Genomic DNA, 18412 nt, shown 5'->3' on the forward strand with positions numbered 1-18412 from the left:
CGGGGCTGCTAGATTGCGCCTCCCATGGCACCCCGCCTCGGCGTCAACGTCGATCACGTCGCGACCCTGCGCCAGTCGCGCCGCACCACCTACCCCGACCCGGTCCAGGCCGCGATGCTGGCCGAGCTGGCCGGCGCCGACCAGATCACCATCCACCTGCGGGAGGACCGCCGCCACATCCAGGAGCGCGACCTCGCGGTCCTGCGCAAGACGGTCCAGACGCGGCTGAACCTCGAGATGGCGGCCACCCAGGAGATGGTGAAGCTGGCCTTCGAGACCAAGCCCGACTCCTGCACGCTGGTGCCCGAGCGGCGCGAGGAGCTCACCACCGAGGGCGGGCTCGACGTGGCCGGCAACCGCGACGCCCTGCGCAAGGTGGTGCGGACGCTCAAGGACGCCGACATCACGGTGTCGCTCTTCCTCGACCCGGACATGGACCAGATCCGCGCCGCGCACCGGGTCGAGGCGGACGTGGTCGAGATCCACACCGGCCGCTACGCCGACGCGCGGCTGGCCCAGGACCGGCGGCGCGAGCTGGCGCGGGTGGTGGACGTGGCGAAGGCGGCGGCCAAGCTCGGGCTGCAGGTGGCGGCCGGGCACGGCCTCAACTATCAGAACGTCCTGCCGGTGGCCGCGGTGGCGGAGATCGAGGAGCTCAACATCGGCCACGCCATCGTCGGCCACGCCATCATGGTCGGGATGGAGCGGGCGGTGCGCGAGATGCAGGAGCTCCTGGCGCGGGCGCGGTGATTCGGGAAGCTCCCGCTCCGCCGATCGGAGCGGGGCAGGGGAGAGGATCGGCGAGCATGGTGGTCGGCTTCGGCCTCGACGTGGTCGAGATCGCGCGCATCGCGCGCCAGCTCGGCTCGCCCACCGCGGACCGCTTCCTCGCGCGCTGCTTCACGGCCGGCGAGCGCGACTTCTGCGATCGCTTCCAGGACCGCGCGGCCCGGTACGCGGCGCGCTTCGCGGCCAAGGAGGCCGCCTCCAAGGCGCTGGGCGTGCCGGACGGGATCGGCTTTCACGACGTCGAGGTGCTGCGCGAGCGCGGCGCCCCCGCGCTCGCCCTCAGCGGCGCGGCGCAGCGCCGCGCCGCCGAGCTGGGCGTCTCCCGCGTGCACGTGACGCTCTCCCACGACGGGGGGGTGGCGGTGGCCGGGGTGGTGCTCGAGGCCGCGGAGCCCGCGCGATGAGGGTCGTGACCGCCGCCGAGATGCGCGCCATCGACGGGGCCGCGATCGCGGGCGGCGTGCCGGGCATGGCGCTCATGGAGCGGGCCGGCGCGGCGGTCGCGCGCGCGGCGCTGGTGCTGCGCGGCCCAGGCGGGCGCGTGGTGGCGCTCTGCGGCGGCGGGAACAACGGCGGGGACGGCTACGTCGCGGCGCGGGTGCTCGCCGAGGCCGGCGTGCCCGTGAGCGCGGTGGCGATCGCCGCGCCGGACGCGCTGCGGGGCGACGCGCGCGCGGCCCACGAGGCGGCGGTGCGCGGCGGGGTGGGCGTGGCGCCCGGCGCGGAGCTGGCCGCGCTGCGCGCCGGGCCGGGCGACGTCCTCCTCGACGCGCTCCTCGGCACCGGGCTCGCGCGCGCCGCCGGCGGCGCCTTCGCGGCGGCCATCGCGCGGCTGGCGGAGCTCCGCGCGGGCGGCGCCAAGGTGCTGGCGGTCGATCTGCCCTCCGGGCTCTCGGCCGACACCGGCCGGCCGCTCGGGCCGTGTGTCCAGGCCGACGCCACGGTCACCTTCGGCTTCCTGAAGCGCGGGCTCGTGCTGCACCCCGGCGCGGAGCTGGCGGGGGCGGTCGAGGTGGTGGACATCGGCCTGCCGCGCGCCGCGGCGGAGGCGGTGCCGCCGACGGCCGAGCTCCTGACGGAGGAGGAGGCGCGGGCGCTCGTGCCGCCGAGGCCCCCGGAGGCGCACAAGGGCGACGCGGGGAGGCTCCTCGTGGTGGCCGGCTCGCCCGGCAAGAGCGGCGCGGCGCACCTCGCGCTGGCGGGCGCGCTGCGCGGAGGGGCGGGGCTCGTCACCCTCGCCGCGCGCGCCGAGGTGCTGCCCTTCGCGCTGGCGGGCCGCCCGGAGGCGATGAGCCTGGCGCTGCCGGGCGAGGGGCCGCTCGGGCCGGGCGACCTCGAGGCGCTCCTCGCCGCCGCGCACGGGATGGACGCGGTGGTGATCGGCCCGGGGATCCCGCGCGGGCCGGAGACCGCCGCCGCGCTGCACGCGTTCCTGGCGCGGGCGCGCCTGCCGGCGGTGCTGGACGCCGACGCGCTGAACGCGCTCGCCGAGCGCCCGGACCTGCTCGCCGCGCTGCCCGCGCCGGTCGTCCTCACGCCGCACCCCGGCGAGATGGCGCGCCTGGCGGGGACCACCATCGCGGAGGTGCAGCGGGATCGCCTGGCCGTCGCGGCGGCGCGGGCGCGCGCCTGGGGCTGCGCCGTGGTGCTGAAGGGGGCGCGGACGGTGGTGGCCGCGCCGTCCGGGGCGCCCGCGATCGTGCCCGCCGGGAACCCGGGCCTCGCCACCGGCGGGACGGGCGACGTGCTGGCGGGGCTCACCGGCGCGCTCCTCGCCGGGCACCTGCCGCCCTTCGACGCCGCGCGCGCCGCCGCCTTCGCGCACGCGCTGGCCGGGGACCTCTGCGCCGCGCGGCTGGGGCAGCGCGGGCTGCTCGCCTCGGACGTCGCCGGCGCGCTCGGCGAGGTCTGGGCGCGGTGGGGCCGGTGATGGCCCCGCCGCCGCGCCACGAGGCGCGCCGCACCACCCGCTCGGCGCGCGCGACGTTCGAGCTGGGCGTGCGGCTCGGCGCCGCGCTCCAGCCCGGCGACGTGGTGGCCCTGGTGGGCGAGCTCGGCGCGGGCAAGACCCAGCTCGTGCGCGGGCTCTGCCGCGGCGCGGGCGTGCCCGACGCCGAGGTCGCGAGCCCCACCTTCGCCATCGTCGCGAGCTACCGCGGCCGGCTCCCGGTGCACCACGCCGACCTGTACCGCCTGGCGGACGAGGACGAGCTCTACGCCACCGGCTTCTCCGAGCTGCCGGGCGGGGAGGGCGCGCTGGTGGTGGAGTGGGCGGACCGCATCCCCGGCGCGCTCCCCGCCGAACGGCTGGAGGTGCGCCTCGAGCACGACGACCGCGCCCCCGGCACGCGCCACCTCACGCTGGTGGGCGTGGGCGAGCGGCACGCGGCGCTGGCGCGGGTGGTCTGAAGGGCGCCGTCGCTGCGCTCGAAGCTCGCCGGCGGGTCCTCTCCCTCTGCCCGCGGAGCTTCGGAAGCGCGCTGGGTCCACCGCTCGCTCGCCCCGCGGAGCTTCCGGGAGGCGCCCTGGCTCCTCCTCTCCCTCGCCCCGCGGAACGGGGAGAGGGCCGGGGCTCATCATTCATCACATCTCGAGGAGGGTATGCATCTCAGCGGCCGTCGGTGGGCTTGGCGGGCCGGCGGACTGCGGGCATAGAGGGGCGCGGCAGGATGGGCGGCCAGGCCCGCGCTGGCGGCCCGGCCTCGGACGCCGGGCGCTCCACGCGCGGCGGAGCCGCGCGTTCGAGACGGTTGCGCGTGCCAGGCTCACGACGGTGCTCTGACGGTGAACCACGGTGCGGCCGGCGGCGGCGCACGCCCCAACGGTGAACGCTTTCGCGCTTGACCGAGTCACGGCTGAATCGCGCGCGCGGCCCGGCAATGCAACAGGATCGCCCGCCAGCGCGCCGCGCCCTGCGCCTGCGGGGTGCTCGGCGCCGTCGAAGGCGAAGTCGGCGGGCACATCACGAGAAGGGCCAGGAGTGGCGGCCAGGGGCCTTCCCGGAGGCTCGAAAAGTGCGTGTTACCTTCGGCGAACACGTACCGGAGGTCTCCATGCCCGACGCCGCGCCAGCTTCCCTCGATACCGTCGCCCTCCTCCACCGCCTGGCCGAGCTGGCCGGCCACGAGCGCCACACCCAGGTCGAGTTCCTGCTCCACCTCGACGTCTTCGACCAGCGCCGGGCTTGGGCCGAGGCCGGATATCCCTCTCTCTGGGAGTGGTGTGTCCGCGCCCTCCACTTGAGCGAGGGCGCCGCCGGTCGGCGCATCGCCGCCATGCGCGTGCTGCGCCGATTCCCCGGGCTCGCGGAGCCGCTGCGCGACGGGCGCCTCTCCCTGTCCACCGCGGCTGTGCTCTCTCCCGTGCTCACGGAGGGGAACTGGGAGGAGCTCGTCGGGCGAGCCGCGTACAAGACGAAGGTGGAGACGGAGCAGCTCGTCGCGTCGCTGCAGCCGCGGCCAGCGCCGCGGGAGGGGCTGCGGCGGCTCCCGAGGCCGGAAAAGGCGCCGGCTACCCTCGCGAAGCCGATCGAGGCGGGCTGCGTCGAGGTCGACGGAGCCGGGGAACGAGCCCCCGCCCTACGGCCCGAGGCGACGTCGGTGGAGCCTCTGACGCTCGAAGGGTCTGCGGCGCAGGCATGCCCGCGGGAGCTTCACGCGGCGCAGTCCGCACCTGCGCGTCGGGCCACGCTCGAGCCGGTCGACGCCGATACCTACTCGCTGCGGGTCACCGTCGACGCCGAGCTGAAGAAGGATCTCGACCAGCTGAAGTCGCTCCTCGCCCACAAGGTCCGGAACGGCGACCTCGGCGCGCTCCTCCGGGAAGCGGTGAAGTGCGCGCTGGAGAAGCATGGCAAGCGCCGGGGCGCCGTCGAGCCCTCCCGGAAGCGAAACATCACCGCGCCGGCGGAGAATGCACCCCCTCCGACCCCTGGCGAGCGCGAGCCCATCCCGGCCGCGGTGCGGCGGGAGGTCTGGAAGCGGGACGGCGGGCGCTGCGCCTGGTGCTCGCCGGATGGCCGCCGCTGCGGGAGCACCTGGATGCTGGAGCTCGACCACATCGAGCCCGTGGCGCTCGGCGGGCGCAGCACTGTCGACAACCTGAGACTGTGTTGCCGCAGTCACAATTCGCTGCACGCGGAGCACGTCTTCGGGAGGGAGCGCATGGATCGGTTCCGGAAGGGCGCTGACCGGAGCGCTCCACCTACCGCCGCCAGCGGAAGCACTTCTGGGGCGTGCGGCACGCGCGCTCAGGCCGCTGGCTCGACGTGAACGCTGGGGCAGTGCGGCACCGGATCGTGAGCCGATCTTGCGGCCGACGCCGCCGGGGAGTGACGCCTCGCTGGCGCCGCTCGCCGGACGGTGCCGTGCCTCGACGAGGCGGCGGCCGCGAGACCCCACGCAGCGGCAATGAAGGCCGCGCGGCCTCGGCAAAACTGACGCGTCAGGCCTCGAGGACGCGGTGGTCCGGATCGATCCCGACGAAGCCGCCCTCGGGGACCTCGCGCCAGGGGCCCGCGCCGATGGGCTCGCTGGCGATGGCGAAGACGCCGCTCGTCGCGATGTGCGGCGCGACGTGCAGCGTGCGGCCTCGGCGGCAGACCGCCAGCACCTCGCCGTTCGTGACGAGCAGGTTGAGCGAGGAAGGCCGCGCGGGGCGGCGGTCGGCGAGGCGGGCCACGGTCTCGACCGTCGCGGAGAGCGCGCGGCGCACGTCCTCCAGATCGGGGGCGGCGCCGGCGCCGAGGTGGGCGTCGAGCAGGGTGAGGAAGAGGAAGAAGCACCGCTCGCTGTCGGTGTCGCCCGCGAGGAGGGCGCGGTAGCGCGGGTCGATCTCCGCCTCCAGCGCGCGCCGCACCGCCGGCGCGCGGCGGAAGCGGCTCACCGTGCCGTTGTGCGCGAAGAGCCAGCGCCCGTGGCTGAAGGGGTGGGTGTTCTCCTCGACCACCTCGCCGACGCTGGCGTCCCGCACGTGCGCGAGCACGATCTCCGAGCGCGCCTCGCGCGCCGCCGCGGCGAACGCCTCGTCGGCGTGGGCCGGCATGACCCCGCGCCGGAGCTGGACGCCGGACGCGTCGTACCAGCCGATGCCCCAGCCGTGACGGTGGCGGTGCGACTGCACGCGCAGCGCGTTGTGCGCGACGCAGAGCGGCTCGTGCGGGAGGTGGAGCGGATCGGCGTGCTGGGCGAAGAGGCGGCACATCGCGGCGGCCCCGGAGCTTAGCACTCCGGGGCGAGGTCTCAAACGGACCGCCGCCCGGCCGGTGAGGGGCGCCGCGTGGAGCGCGCGTGCGACCTGGCGGCCCGGGCGAGCGTCACATCGGCTGGTGCTGGTTGCCCGTCTCGTGCGCCTCGGCCGCGCGGAGCGGCTCGAGCGGCAGGTGGGCCTGGCGCCACGCGTCGAAGCCGCCCGTGAGGGCGTACGCCTGCTGGAAACCCTGCCGCCGGAGCTGGAGCGCCACCCGGGCGCTCGAGTGCTCGGCGGTTCAGGTGCAGTAGGCGACGACCAGACCTTCCCGCGGCAATCGGCCGGAGAGCTGGGCGACGTCGGCGTCGGGCGGGATGCGCACCGATCCAGGCAGCTGCTCGGTGGCGGTCTCGTAGGCGTGAGCGCTGCGCGCGTCGACGAAGGTGACGCGCGCGCCGTGCGCCAGGCGCGCGCCGACCTCGGCGACGCTGATGCGGGGGATCTCCATGGCGGCCTCCGCCGGAGAAGCTAAGCCGAGGGGCGCGGCCTCACACCTCCACCGACAGGGGCGCTTGCAGCAGGGGCAGCCCGGCCTGCGCCAGGTCGAAGAGGCGCACCTCGGCCCGGCGGCCCCGCACCACCAGGAGCCCGGCGGCCCGGGGCAGGCTGAAGCGGCGGGGGCCCGCCGCGCCCGGGTTCACGTACAGGATCCCGTCCCGCACCGCCGCCGCCGGCCGGTGCGAGTGGCCGTGGACGACCACCCGGGCGCCGGAGCGCGCCAGCGCCTGGCGGACCGGCGGGAGCGGCCGCCCGCGGGCGCCGAGCTCGTGCACCAGGATCGCCCGCAGCTCGCCCAGCGCGACCTCGGCCAGCTCGGGCAGCGCGTCGAAGGCCGGCCCGAGGTCGTTGTTGCCGCGCACCGCCGTCACCGGCGCGAGGCCCGCCAGCGCCTCGAGCACGGCCGGCCGGACCACGTCGCCGGCGTGCAGGATGAGGTCGCAGCCGCGGAACAGCTCGTCGAGGCGCGGCTCGACGAGGCCGTGGCTGTCCGAGACGAGGCCGACGCGCACCCCTTCTCCGTGCCCGGCGGACCGCCCGGCGTCAACGCCCCAGGACCGAATCAGGTGATCGCGCCGCCGCCGCTCTCGTCTACACTCTCGCGCCATGCTGGAACGCGCCGTCCTCGCCGCCCTGCGCGGCGTCCCCAAGAACGCCCTCTCGCGGCTGGTGGGAGGGCTCACCCGCGCCCGCGCGCCGCGCCCGGTGCGGCTCGCCGCCATGCGCGCCTTCGCGGCCCGCTACGGGATCGACCTGTCGGAGTGCGGGGAGCTCGAGACCTTCCGCACCTTCGGCGAGTTCTTCGCCCGGCCGCTCCGGGCGGGGGCGCGCCCCGTCGCCCCCGGCGACGAGGTGCTCGTCTCGCCGGTGGACGGCGTGGTCTCGCAGGCGGGGCTCGCCGAGGGCGGCCGCCTCGTCCAGGCCAAGGGGCTCGACTACACCCTGGAGGCGCTGCTCGCCGACCCCGCGCTCGCCGCCCGCTTCCGCGGCGGGCCCTTCGCGACGATCTACCTCTCCCCGCGCGACTACCACCGCATCCACTTCCCGCTGGGGGGCGCGGTCACCGGCTACCGCTACGTGCCGGGCCGGCTCTGGCCGGTGAACCCCGCCTCGGTGCGCGGGGTGCCGGGGCTCTTCACGGTGAACGAGCGGCTCGTCACCTCGCTCGAGACCCCCCTCGGCGCCTGCGCGGTGATCGCGGTCGGCGCCACCATCGTGGGCCGCATCCGCGCCTTCTACGACCCCACCATCCCGGTCTCGAACCTGCCGCGCGCCACCCCGGTCGCGCGCGAGTACCCGACCCCCATGCCGGTCGAGAAGGGCCAGGAGCTGGGCGCCTTCGAGATGGGCTCGACGGTGATCCTCCTGCTCGAGCGCGGCCGCGCCGCGCTGCGCCCGGGGCTCGCGGAGGGGACGCGGGTGCGGGTCGGCGAGGCGATCGGCGGCCCCGCGGCCTCCGCCTAGCGGGCCGGCGTGACGAGGGGCGAGCGCGCCGCCGCGGTCCTCCTGCTCGCCGGCGCGGCGCTGCCGTTCTGGGCCGGGCGCTTCCTGCCGCTGCTCGACCTCCCGCAGCACCTCGGCCTGGCCGCGGTGATCGCCCGCGCCGGCGACCCGGCGAGCCCGTTCGGGCGCTACTACCTCCTCGACGGCGGCGTCACGCCGTACTGGGGGTACTACGGCGCGATGTGGCTGCTCACCCGCGCGCTCCCGGTGGAGCTCGCCAGCCGCGTGCTCCTCTCCGCCTACGCGGCCGGCCTTCCGCTCGCCGCCGCCTACCTGCTGCGGAGCTTCGGGCGCGACGCGCGCTGGGCCGCGTTCGCGCTCCCGCTCGTGTGGAGCACGAACCTCTTCCTCGGCTTCGCCACCTTCCTGCTGTCGCTGCCGCTCTTCCTCCTCGCGCTCGGCCTGGTCGAGCGGCACCTCGCGGCGGAGCGGACCGGGGCGGCGCGGAGCCTGGCGGTCGCGCTCGCCGCCGCGCTCGTCTTCCTCTGCCACGCGCAGGCGTACCTGCTGCTCGGGCTCGGCGCGCTCGTGCTCCTCGCCGCCCACGCCCGCGGCCCGCGCTGGCTCGCCGCCCGCGGCGCCGCCTTCGTCCCCTCGCTGGCGCTCTTCGCCGCCTGGTTCGGGCCGCGCTTCGCGGCCGGCGCGGCGAGCGTCGAGGAGCACACGGCGCGGCACCGCACCTACGGCGGCCTCGCGCGGCTCGGCGCCGTCTGGGAGCCGTGGCGGACCGTGCTGGGCGCCGCCCCGGAGCGGCTCTTCGGGTCCTTCACCGACCGGTCCGACCAGCTCCTCGGGGCGGCGGCCGGGGCGCTGTTCCTGGCCGCGCTGGCGTCCTCCTGGGGGCCGGCCCCGCTCCCGGCCCCGCGGGGGGAGGCGGGCGCCGCGCCGGGCAGGCCGCGCCGCTGGCTCCTCGCGCACCGCTGTGACCTCCTCGCCGCGGCGCTCGCGCTCGCCTACCTCCTCGCGCCGATCGAGATCTCGGGGCAGTGGTACGTCGGCCCGCGCCACCTCGTCTTCGCGGCGCTGGCGCTGCCCCTCCTCCTGGCGCGGCCCCCCAGCGGCCGCCGCCGGTGGCTGGCCGGGGGCGCGGCGGCGGCGGGGCTCCTCCTGGCCGGCGACGCGGCGCTCCAGATCCGCGCCTTCCAGCGGCAGGTGGGCGACTTCGGCGCCCTCGCGCGCGCGCTGCCGCTGGGCGGGCGCGTGCTGGGGCTGCCCTTCGACCTCGGCGCCGCCGGGCCGGTGCGGCTCTGGCCGCTCCTCCACTTCGCCTGCTACGAGCAGGTGCTCGCCGGGGGCGACGTCGGCTTCAGCTTCGCCGGGCTGCCCTCGATCCCGGTCCGCTACCGCCCCGGCATGCAGGCGCCGCATCCGTACGAGTGGCGGCCGGAGGAGCTCGACTGGGCGGCGATGGGCGCCGCCTACGACGCCTTCCTGGTGAGCGGCGCGCCGCGCGGGCGCGGCGGGGCGGAGCTCGTCCGGCACGCCGAGCCGGTGGCGCGGGCCGGCCCGTTCACGCTGTGGCGCCCGCGGCGGCCGCGCTGAGCGTTTGACCGGCCCGACCCTTTCCTCTAGATCCCGCGCCCATGAAGATCTCGGGCGTGAAGGGCATGAACGACCTCTTGCCGGGCGTCGTCGGCCGCTGGCAGGAGATGGAGCGCGTCGCGCGGGAGGTGTTCGCGCTCTACGGCTACCGCGAGGTGCGCACCCCGGCGGTCGAGCCGGCGGCGCTCTTCGCCCGCGGGGTGGGCGAGGCCACCGACATCGTGAAGAAGGAGATGTACGTCTTCGAGGACAAGGGCGAGGAGCGCCTGGCCCTGCGCCCCGAGGCGACCGCCGGGCTCGTCCGCGCCTACATCGAGCACGGCTGCCACGTCGACGGCGTCCAGAAGTGGTTCCTGATGGGCCCGATGTTCCGGCGCGAGCGCCCGCAGAAGGGCCGCTACCGCCAGTTCCACCAGATCGACTGCGAGTGCTTCGGGGTGGCGGAGCCCGGCATCGACGTGGAGCAGATCGCCATGCTCCACGACTACCTCGGCCGCCTGGGCGTGAAGGCCGAGCTCAAGCTCAACACCGTGGGCGACGGGCAGTGCCGCCCCGCCTACCTGGCCGACCTCAAGGCGTGGCTCACCGAGCGCAAGGGCCAGCTCTGCGCCGACTGCAACGAGCGCATCGAGCGCAACCCCCTGCGCGTCCTCGACTGCAAGGTGGAGAGCTGCCAGCCGGTGCTGGCGCAGGCGCCGCGGCTCCTCGACCGGCTGTGCGACGGCTGCCGCGACCACTTCGCGGCGGTCCGGAGCGGTCTCGACGCCCTGGGGGTGGAGTACCGGCTCGACCCGCGCCTCGTGCGCGGGCTCGACTACTACGTCCGCACCGCCTACGAGTTCTCGAGCGACGCGCTCGGCTCCCAGTCGGCGGTGGCCGGCGGCGGCCGCTACGACGGGCTCGTCGAGACGCTCGGCGGGCAGCCGACGCCCGGCATCGGCTACGCGCTCGGGCAGGAGCGGCTCGCGCTCATCCTGGAGGCGATCGGGCGCCCCATCCCCGAGGCGCGCCCGCAGGTGTTCTTCGTGGCGGCCGACGAGGCCGGCGCGCGCGAGGCGCCGGTGTGGGCGGCCCGGCTGCGCAAGGCGGGCGTGCCGTGCGAGCTCGACCCGCGAGGCGGAAAGCTGGCGCGGCAGTTCAAGCAGGCGGAGCGGGTGCGGGCGCGCTACGCGGTCGTGCTGGGCGGGAACGAGGTCGCGAGCGGGCAGGCGAAGCTGAAGGACCTCGACACCCGCGAGGAGACCCCCGTCGCCCTGGCGGAGCTGGCGAGCCGGCTTGCCTCGCGGTGACCTCCGCGGCGGGGGACGAGCCCCCGCCCTACCGGAACCGGAGCGCCGCGGGGCGGGGGCCCGCCCGCGGGGGGGCGCGCCGTGATCTCCGTCCTCTGCATCGCCGGCCCGACCGCCTCGGGCAAGACCGCGCTCGCGGTGGCGCTCGCGCGCCGGCTGGGCGGCGAGATCGTGAGCGCGGACTCGCAGCAGGTGTACCGGGGGCTCGACGCGGGCACCGCCAAGCCCACCCCCGAGGAGCGCGCCGCCGTTCCGCACCACCTGCTCGACGTGGCCGAGCCGGGGGAGGGGATGGACGCCGCGCGCTGGGCGGCGCTCGCGGACGAGGCCATCGCCGGCATCGCCGCGCGCGGGCGGCTCCCCATCGTGGCGGGCGGGACCGGCCTCTACCTGCGGGCGCTCCTGCGCGGGGTGGCCGAGGCGCCCGGGCGCGACCCGGCGCTGCGGGCGCGGCTGGAGGAGGAGGCGGCGCGCGAGGGCCGGCCGGCGCTGCACCGGCGGCTGGCGGAGGTCGACCCGGCGGCCGCGGCCCGGATCGGCCCCAACGACCTCGTCCGCGTGGTGCGCGCCCTCGAGATCGCGGCCGGGGGGCGGACGCAGACGGAGGTGTTCGCCGGCCACGCCTTCGCCGCGGCGCGTTACCGGTACCGGCTCCTGGCGCTCGATCCGCCCCGCGCCGAGCTCCACGCCCGCATCGACGCCCGGGTGCCCCTCCTGTTCTCGCGCGGGCTGCTCGCCGAGACCGCCGCGCTCCTCGCGCGCCATGGCGGACGGCTCCCGGCCAAGCTCCCCCTCGGCTACGCCGAGGCGGCCGAGGTGCTGGCGGGCCGGCTCGAGCCGGGCGAGGCGACGCGGCGGGTCCAGGTGGCCCACCGGCGCTACGCGCGGCGGCAGGTGGTCTGGCTCCGCGGCGAGCGCGAGGTGGAGTGGCTCGCACCACCCGTCGACCCGGACGCGCTCGCCGCCGGGCTCGCGGCATGGCGCGCCGCGGCAGCGCCCTGACGCGCCGCGCCGGGCGCGAACGCCTGGGGCGCATGCCGGGCGCGAGGGAGCGTGCTATAAGCGCCCGCACCCATGGCACGACCCGCCTACGTCATCGACTTCGAGCGGCCGCTCATCGCCCTCGAGTCCAAGATCGCCGAGCTGAAGCAGCTCTCCGGTGGCGCCGCCGTCGACTTCACCGAGGAGATCGTCAAGCTCGAGAAGAAGGCGAAGAAGCTGCAGGCCGAGATCTTCAGCGACCTCACCCGCTGGCAGACGGTCCAGCTCGCCCGCCACCCGAACCGGCCCTACTTCCTCGACTACCTCGGCGCGCTGTTCACCGACTTCTTCGAGGTGGAGGGCGACCGCCGCTTCGCCGCCGACCACGCCATCGTCGGCGGGTTCGCGCGCTTCGACGGCGAGCCGGTGGTGGTGCTGGGCCAGCAGAAGGGGCGCAACACCAAGGAGAACCTGCACCGCAACTTCGGGATGGTCCGGCCCGAGGGCTACCGCAAGGCGCGGCGGCTCTTCGACCTGGCGGAGCGCTTCCGGCGGCCGGTGCTGTGCTTCATCGACACGCCCGGCGCCTACCCCGGCATCGGTGCCGAGGAGCGCGGCCAGGCCGAGGCGATCGCGGTGAACCTCGAGGTCATGTCGAGCCTCTCGGTGCCGAGCATCTCGGTCGTCATCGGCGAGGGTGCCTCCGGCGGCGCCATCGGCATCGGCGTCACGAACCGCATCCTGATGCTCCAGTACGCCTGGTACAACGTCATCTCCCCGGAGAGCTGCAGCTCGATCCTCTACCGCGACGCCACCAAGGCACAGAAGAGCGCCGAGGCGCTCCGGCTCACCGCGCGCGACCTCAAGGAGTTCGGCATCATCGACGAGATCGTGAAGGAGTCGGCGGGCGGCGCCCACCGCGATCCCGCCGAGACCGCCGGCTTCGTGCAGGACGCGCTGCGCCGCCACCTGGCCGAGCTGAAGCAGCTCTCGCCCGAGGGCCTGGTCGAGGATCGCTACCGGAAGTTCCGCGCCATGGGCGTCTTCACCAGCGAGGCCTGAGGTACCGCTCGGGGCGGGGGGAGAGGTATATAGATCGGCATGCTCCCGGTCCCGCCGTACGTCGCCGCGCTGCAGCCCTACGTCCCCGGCAAGCCCATCGAGGAGGTCGAGCGGGAGTACGGCGTCTCGAACGTCGCGAAGCTCGCCTCGAACGAGAACGCGCTCGGCCCCTCACCCCGCGCGGTCGCGGCGGCGCGCGAGGCGTGCGCCAAGGTGCACCTCTATCCGGACGGCTCCGCCTTCGCGCTGCGCGGCGCGCTGGCGAGGAAGCTCGGCGTCACCCCCGAGGAGCTCGCGGTCGGGAACGGCTCCAACGAGCTGCTCGAGCTCGTGGTCCGCACCTTCGTGGCCGAGGGCGAGGAGACGCTCACGGCCGAGGGGAGCTTCGTGGTGTACCGGCTCGCCAGCCAGGCCCACGGGCGGCGCTGCGTCGAGGCCCCCATGCGCGAGCGCCGGTACGACCTGCGCGCGCTGGCCGAGCGGCTCTCGCGCCGGACCCGTGTCGTCTTCCTCGCCAACCCCGACAACCCCAACGGCACCTACTTCTCCGAGGCGGAGCTGCGCGCGTTCCTGGAGGCCGTCCCGCGCGACGTGCTGGTGGTGCTGGACGAGGCGTACGTCGAGTTCGTCGACGCGAAGGACTTCCCCGACGCGCTGGCGCTGCGCCGCCGCTTCCCGCAGCTCGCCGTCTCGCGCACCTTCTCCAAGATCTACGGGCTGGCCGGGCTGCGCCTCGGCTACCTGGTGGCGAGCCCGGAGGTGGTGGCCTTCCTCGACCGCGTGCGCGCCCCGTTCAACACCAGCCTGCCGGCGCAGGCGGCGGGCGTGGCGGCGCTCGAGGACGAGGAGCACCTGGCCCGCAGCCGCGCGCTGGTGGCGAGCGAGCGGCCCTTCCTCTCCGCCGGCCTGCGCGCGCTCGGCGCGACCGTGTGGCCGTCGCAGACGAACTTCGTGCTGGCCGACTTCCCCGGCCGCCCCGGCGGCGCGCTCTTCGAGGCGCTCCTGCGCGAGGGCGTGGTGGTGCGGCCCATGGGCGGCTACGGGATGCCCACCGGCCAGCGGATCACCCTCGGCCTGCGCGCGGAGAACGAGAAGCTGCTCGGCGCGCTGAAGAAGCTCCTCCGCGCATGACGAAGCGAACGGCGAGCGGAGGCGGAGCCGGAGGAGGCTCTGCCGGAGCGAGCGGGGGGCATGGGGGGGCAGCAGGCCCCCCCATCTCCAGACGTCCTTTCATCGTCGCCATCGACGGGCCGGCCGGCGCCGGCAAGAGCACCGCCGCCCGCCGGCTGGCGGGGCGGCTCGGGTTCGCCATGGTGGACACCGGCGCCATCTACCGCGCGGTGGCGCTGGCGGCGACCCGCGCCGGGGTCGCGTTCGACGACGACGCCCGCCTCGGTGACCTCCTGCCGGGGTTGGCCATCCGCTTCGAGCCCGCGCCCGGGGGCGGCCAGTGCGTGCTGCTCGATGGCGAGGACGTCTCGGCGGAGATCCGGACCGCCCCCATCTCGCTCGGCGCGAGCGCCGTCTCCGCCCGGCCGGTGGTGCGCGCCGCGCTCCTCGGCCTGCAGCAGCGGCTCGCCACCGCCGCCGGCCACCGCGGGGCCGTGCTCGAGGGCCGCGACATCGGGACGGTGGTCTTCCCCGACGCCGACGTGAAGTTCTTCCTCACCGCGACGCCCGAGGTGCGGGCGCGCCGCCGCCACGACGAGCTGGTGGCGAAGGGCCAGCCGAGCACGCTCGCGCAGGTGCTCGCGGACCAGCAGAAGCGCGACCGCGACGACAGCGAGCGGGCGGTGGCGCCCCTGCGTCCGGCGGACGACGCGCTGCTCGTGGACACGAGCGGGCTGCCGCTCGACGGGGTAGTGGAGGCGCTGGCGGACGAGGTCCGGGCCCGGCTGGCCGCGCGGGCCCAGCCCGGCTAGGATGCGCCGCGGATGGACGGGCTGGAGCGCGCCTACGGACCGAAGGAGTGCGGGAGCTGCCGGCTGTGGCGCCCCATCCTGGAGGACGAGCGCGGGCCGATCGGCCCCTGCCGCCTGCGCGTCCGCACCGGCGACTTCCCTGGCTCGGCGCCCCGCTGCGAGCGCTACCTGGCGCGGGACGAGGCGCTGCCGGCCAGGCCCCCGCCGCCCCCGACCCGCCGCCACGCCGCGGCGCCACCGCGCGTGCACCACGCCGAGCCTCTCGCCCCCGGGCAAGGACCGGGTGGGGCCGCGCTGGACCACGACATCCCCGAGGAGATCCTCCACATGACGCGCGAGGAGTTCGCCCAGGCCATCCGCGACGTGCTGCGCGAGGAGCAGGCGCAGGTGCAGCTCTCGCCCAAGTGGGAGGGCGGCACCGCGCTGCTGAAGCCGCGCGACCCGGCCCTGCAGGCCAAGGAGATCCCGCTCGACCAGCTGTTCCACAAGGTGGTCATGGTGCGCGACCGGCTCCGGGTGCTGGAGCAGAAGATCAACGCGCACGACAAGCTCACCGACGCCGAGAAGGTCGATCTCCAGTCCTACGTGACGAAGTGCTACGGCTCGCTCACCACCTTCAACGTGCTCTTCCGCGACGAGCGCGACCGGTTCGTCGGCGAGAAGGCGTGAGCCGAGCGGCCCGCCCGCGGCGTTGCGCGGGCGCGCCCCCGCGGCCATAAAGCAGGCGGACCGAGAGCAGGGAAGGACGGGGTGGGCATGGAAGTCCGCATCGCGAAGACCGCCGGGTTCTGCTGGGGCGTCCGCCGCACGGTGGACCGGGTGATGGAGGTGGCGGGCGCCGCCAGCAACCCGGTCGTCACGCTCGGCCCCATCATCCACAACCCGCAGGCCGTCGAGCGGATGCGCGCGCAGGGCGTCGGCACCGTCCAGGCCGTGGCCGAGGTGGAGCGCGGGACGACGGTGGTGGTGCGGACCCACGGCGCGATCCGCTCGGAGCTGCAGGCGGCCAAGGAGCGCGGGCTCTCGGTGGTGGACGGGACCTGCCCGTACGTGAAGTACCCGCAGGCGATGGCCCGCCGCCTCTCCGGCGAGGGCTACCACGTCGTCGTCGTCGGCGACGCCGCCCACGCCGAGGTGAAGGGCGTCCTGTCCTACGCCGAGGGGCCGTGCACGGTGGTGAAGCCCGGCGGCCCCATCCCGGAGATCGACGCCAAGCGGGTGGCGGTGCTGGCCCAGACCACCTGCATCGGCGCGGAGTTCGAGCGGGTGGTGGGCGCGCTCGCGTTGCGGCACCGCGAGGTGCGGGCGGTGAACACGATCTGCAACGACACCGACGAGCGCCAGGCCGACGCGCGCCAGCTCGCCTCCGAGGTGGACGCGGTGGTGGTGGTGGGCGGGAAGAACAGCGCCAACACCCGCCACCTGGCCGAGCTCTGCCGGCAGATCCAGCCGCGCACCTGGCACGTCGAGACCGAGGAGGAGCTGCAGCCCGGCTGGTTCGAGGGCTGCAAGGTGGTCGGGCTCTCCGCCGGCGCCTCGACGCCGGACTGGGTGGTCGAGGGCGTGGCGGCTCGCCTGAGGAGCCTGCCCGCCTAGCGGGGCGCCGCCCGTCCCCCGGCCTGGTGCGCCTTGACGGCGCAGGGGCGGCCGGGTAGGTTCCCCCCTTCTTTTTGTAGGCTGGGGTGTGCCCGGCTTACGAGCGCCACCGCCTCGCTCCCCGGACGGACCGGCGCGCCTCAGACCAGGGGTCAAACGAAGCAGACTTCCGGCGGCGCCTCCTCACCCTCGGCGCCCCGCCAGCCCGCGCGAGAGATAGAGCCCGAACCGAATGGAGACTCAGACCACCCGTACGCCCGAGATCGAGACCGAGGACTTCGCGACGCTGTTCGCTCAGAGTGAGAAGACGAGCGGACCCATCGAGGAGGGCAAGGTCGTCAGCGGCACCGTCATCCAGCTCACCAAGGACTATGCCGTCATCGACATCGGCTACAAGTCCGAGGGGCAGGTGCCGATGAACGAGTTCGTCCCCGCGCCCGGCCAGGAGCCGGCGGTCAAGGTGGGCGACAAGGTCGAGGTGCTCGTCGAGTCCCGTGAGAATGACACCGGGATGGTCGTCCTCTCCAAGGAGAAGGCCGACAAGATGCGCATCTGGGACGAGATCTCGGCCGCGTGTGAGCGCGACGAGCTCGTCGAGGGCATCATCGTCGGGCGCGTGAAGGGTGGCCTCTCCGTCGACATCGGCGTGAAGGCCTTCCTCCCCGGCTCGCAGGTCGACATCCGCCCGGTGCGGAACCTCGACAAGATGATCGGCGAGAAGTTCAAGTTCAAGGTCATCAAGTTCAACAAGAAGCGCGGCAACATCGTCCTCTCGCGCCGCGTGCTCCTGGAGAAGGAGCGCGAGGAGCTGAAGAAGGAGACGCTCAAGAACCTGAAGGAGGGCGCGATCCTCAAGGGCGTGGTCAAGAACCTCACCGACTACGGCGCCTTCATCGACCTGGGCGGCATCGACGGCCTGCTCCACGTCACCGACATGAGCTGGGGCCGCATCGGCCACCCGTCGGAGATGTTCGAGGTCGGCCAGGAAGTGCGCGTGGTCGTGCTGAAGTTCGACCCCGCCAGCGAGCGCGTCAGCCTGGGTCTCAAGCAGATCCAGGAGGACCCGTGGCACCGCGCCGACGAGAAGTACCCGGTCGGCACCCGCGTGGCGGGCAAGGTGGTGTCGCTCACCGACTACGGCGCGTTCATCGAGATCGAGCAGGGCGTCGAGGGCCTCGTCCACGTCAGCGAGATGAGCTGGACGAAGCGGGTGAAGCACCCCTCGAAGCTCGTCAACGTGGGCGACAAGGTCGAGGCGGTCGTGCTCGACATCGACCCCAAGGCGAAGCGGATCAGCCTCGGCATGAAGCAGATCGAGGCGAACCCCTGGACGCTGCTCGAGGACAAGTACCCGATCGGCTCCGTCATCCGCGGCGAGGTCCGCAACGTCACCGACTTCGGCATCTTCGTCGGCGTCGAGGAGGGCATCGACGGCCTGGTGCACGTCTCCGACATCTCCTGGAACGAGCGCATCAAGCACCCGGGCGAGAAGTTCAAGAAGGGTGACGTGGTCGAGGCGGTGGTGCTCAACATCGACGTCGAGAACGAGCGCTTCAGCCTCGGCATCAAGCAGATCGGCGTCGACCCGTGGACCACGCTCAGCGAGCGTCACCCGGTCGGCTCGCGCCTCAAGGGCAAGGTGACGAAGGTCACCGACTTCGGCGCCTTCGTCGAGATCGAGCCCGGCATCGAGGGGCTGGTCCACGTCTCCGAGCTGCGCGAGGAGCGGACCGAGCACCCGCGGGACGTCGTCAAGGAAGGCGACGAGATCGAGGTGAAGGTCATCGACATGGACGAGCAGGAGCGCAAGGTCGCGCTGTCCGTGAAGGCCCTCAGCCGCGGCGACGAGGACTACCACGAGTACCTGCGCAAGCAGGGCGACGGCCGCGCCCGCCTCGGCGACCTCATGGAGAAGTTCAACCGCCGCAAGGGCTAGCCGGCCTCGCGCCGTCGAAACACCGAGCGGGCGGTCCTCCGGGGCCG

19 protein-coding genes are annotated in these 18412 nt (G+C 75.0%); 15 read left to right on the forward strand and 4 right to left on the reverse strand.

Features of this window, described 5'->3' with window-relative positions; all coding sequences use genetic code 11:
- The first annotated feature begins 24 nt into the window (after positions 1 to 24).
- The 5 genes from HWY08_RS09625 to HWY08_RS09645 all read left to right on the forward strand — a co-directional run bounded on the left by HWY08_RS09625 (position 25) and on the right by HWY08_RS09645 (position 5060).
- A complete protein-coding gene (locus tag HWY08_RS09625) occupies positions 25 to 750 on the forward strand; it encodes a pyridoxine 5'-phosphate synthase (protein ID WP_176064657.1) in 726 nt (241 codons plus the stop codon).
- A 56-nt stretch (positions 751 to 806) separates the two neighbouring features.
- A complete protein-coding gene (locus HWY08_RS09630; protein ID WP_176064658.1) occupies positions 807 to 1193 on the forward strand; it encodes a holo-ACP synthase in 387 nt (128 codons plus the stop codon).
- Positions 1190 to 2719, forward strand: coding sequence for an NAD(P)H-hydrate dehydratase (locus HWY08_RS09635; RefSeq protein WP_176064659.1), 1530 nt, complete (start codon positions 1190 to 1192; stop codon positions 2717 to 2719). The genes HWY08_RS09630 and HWY08_RS09635 overlap by 4 nt, the downstream gene beginning before the upstream one ends.
- A complete protein-coding gene (tsaE, locus tag HWY08_RS09640; protein WP_176064660.1) occupies positions 2719 to 3198 on the forward strand; it encodes a tRNA (adenosine(37)-N6)-threonylcarbamoyltransferase complex ATPase subunit type 1 TsaE in 480 nt (159 codons plus the stop codon). The genes HWY08_RS09635 and tsaE overlap by 1 nt, the downstream gene beginning before the upstream one ends.
- A gap of 644 nt (positions 3199 to 3842) precedes the next feature.
- Positions 3843 to 5060 carry an HNH endonuclease gene (locus HWY08_RS09645; protein WP_176064661.1) on the forward strand — a complete coding sequence of 406 codons (1218 nt, stop codon included), beginning with the start codon at positions 3843 to 3845 and terminating at the stop codon, positions 5058 to 5060.
- A 172-nt stretch (positions 5061 to 5232) separates the two neighbouring features.
- On the opposite strand, the gene HWY08_RS09650 is transcribed toward HWY08_RS09645, so the two are convergent.
- From HWY08_RS09650 to HWY08_RS09665, 4 genes are all read right to left on the reverse strand, one after another.
- Complete coding sequence (locus HWY08_RS09650) at positions 5233 to 5991, reverse strand: class II glutamine amidotransferase (protein WP_176064662.1); 759 nt, start codon at positions 5989 to 5991, stop codon at positions 5233 to 5235.
- Between the two features lie 112 nt (positions 5992 to 6103).
- Positions 6104 to 6250: a rhodanese-like domain-containing protein gene (locus tag HWY08_RS09655; protein ID WP_176064663.1), complete on the reverse strand. Its 147-nt coding sequence runs from the start codon at positions 6248 to 6250 to the stop codon at positions 6104 to 6106.
- A gap of 24 nt (positions 6251 to 6274) precedes the next feature.
- Positions 6275 to 6484, reverse strand: a complete 210-nt coding sequence (locus HWY08_RS09660) for a rhodanese-like domain-containing protein (RefSeq protein ID WP_176064664.1) — start codon at positions 6482 to 6484, stop codon at positions 6275 to 6277.
- A 40-nt stretch (positions 6485 to 6524) separates the two neighbouring features.
- Complete coding sequence (locus HWY08_RS09665; protein WP_176064665.1) at positions 6525 to 7046, reverse strand: metallophosphoesterase family protein; 522 nt, start codon at positions 7044 to 7046, stop codon at positions 6525 to 6527.
- A gap of 94 nt (positions 7047 to 7140) precedes the next feature.
- On the opposite strand from HWY08_RS09665, the gene asd reads away from it, so the two are divergent.
- The 10 genes from asd to HWY08_RS09715 all read left to right on the forward strand — a co-directional run bounded on the left by asd (position 7141) and on the right by HWY08_RS09715 (position 18365).
- Positions 7141 to 7998, forward strand: a complete 858-nt coding sequence (gene asd / locus HWY08_RS09670; protein ID WP_176064666.1) for an archaetidylserine decarboxylase — start codon at positions 7141 to 7143, stop codon at positions 7996 to 7998.
- A 9-nt stretch (positions 7999 to 8007) separates the two neighbouring features.
- On the forward strand, positions 8008 to 9579 hold the full coding sequence (locus tag HWY08_RS09675) for a hypothetical protein (RefSeq protein WP_176064667.1): 1572 nt from the start codon (positions 8008 to 8010) through the stop codon (positions 9577 to 9579).
- 41 nt (positions 9580 to 9620) lie between these two features.
- Positions 9621 to 10868 (forward strand): histidine--tRNA ligase, encoded by a 1248-nt coding sequence (hisS, locus tag HWY08_RS09680; RefSeq protein WP_176064668.1) that lies wholly within the window; start codon positions 9621 to 9623, stop codon positions 10866 to 10868.
- Positions 10869 to 10952: 84 nt separating this feature from the next.
- The gene (miaA, locus tag HWY08_RS09685) at positions 10953 to 11870 is read left to right on the forward strand and encodes a tRNA (adenosine(37)-N6)-dimethylallyltransferase MiaA (RefSeq protein WP_176065047.1); all 918 of its coding nucleotides are present in this window, start codon (positions 10953 to 10955) and stop codon (positions 11868 to 11870) included.
- Positions 11871 to 11942: 72 nt separating this feature from the next.
- Positions 11943 to 12911: an acetyl-CoA carboxylase carboxyltransferase subunit alpha gene (locus HWY08_RS09690; RefSeq protein ID WP_176064669.1), complete on the forward strand. Its 969-nt coding sequence runs from the start codon at positions 11943 to 11945 to the stop codon at positions 12909 to 12911.
- Positions 12912 to 12950: 39 nt separating this feature from the next.
- On the forward strand, positions 12951 to 14042 hold the full coding sequence (gene hisC, locus HWY08_RS09695) for a histidinol-phosphate transaminase (protein ID WP_176064670.1): 1092 nt from the start codon (positions 12951 to 12953) through the stop codon (positions 14040 to 14042).
- Positions 14043 to 14125: 83 nt separating this feature from the next.
- Positions 14126 to 14833: a (d)CMP kinase gene (cmk, locus tag HWY08_RS09700; RefSeq protein WP_235969580.1), complete on the forward strand. Its 708-nt coding sequence runs from the start codon at positions 14126 to 14128 to the stop codon at positions 14831 to 14833.
- Between the two features lie 12 nt (positions 14834 to 14845).
- Positions 14846 to 15502 carry a DUF8685 domain-containing protein gene (locus HWY08_RS09705; protein ID WP_176064672.1) on the forward strand — a complete coding sequence of 219 codons (657 nt, stop codon included), beginning with the start codon at positions 14846 to 14848 and terminating at the stop codon, positions 15500 to 15502.
- Between the two features lie 87 nt (positions 15503 to 15589).
- On the forward strand, positions 15590 to 16429 hold the full coding sequence (ispH, locus tag HWY08_RS09710) for a 4-hydroxy-3-methylbut-2-enyl diphosphate reductase (protein WP_176064673.1): 840 nt from the start codon (positions 15590 to 15592) through the stop codon (positions 16427 to 16429).
- A 232-nt stretch (positions 16430 to 16661) separates the two neighbouring features.
- Positions 16662 to 18365: a 30S ribosomal protein S1 gene (locus tag HWY08_RS09715; RefSeq protein ID WP_176064674.1), complete on the forward strand. Its 1704-nt coding sequence runs from the start codon at positions 16662 to 16664 to the stop codon at positions 18363 to 18365.
- Positions 18366 to 18412 lie beyond the last annotated feature (47 nt).

It is taken from the genome of Anaeromyxobacter diazotrophicus (assembly GCF_013340205.1).
Lineage (GTDB): Bacteria > Myxococcota > Myxococcia > Myxococcales > Anaeromyxobacteraceae > Anaeromyxobacter_A > Anaeromyxobacter_A diazotrophicus.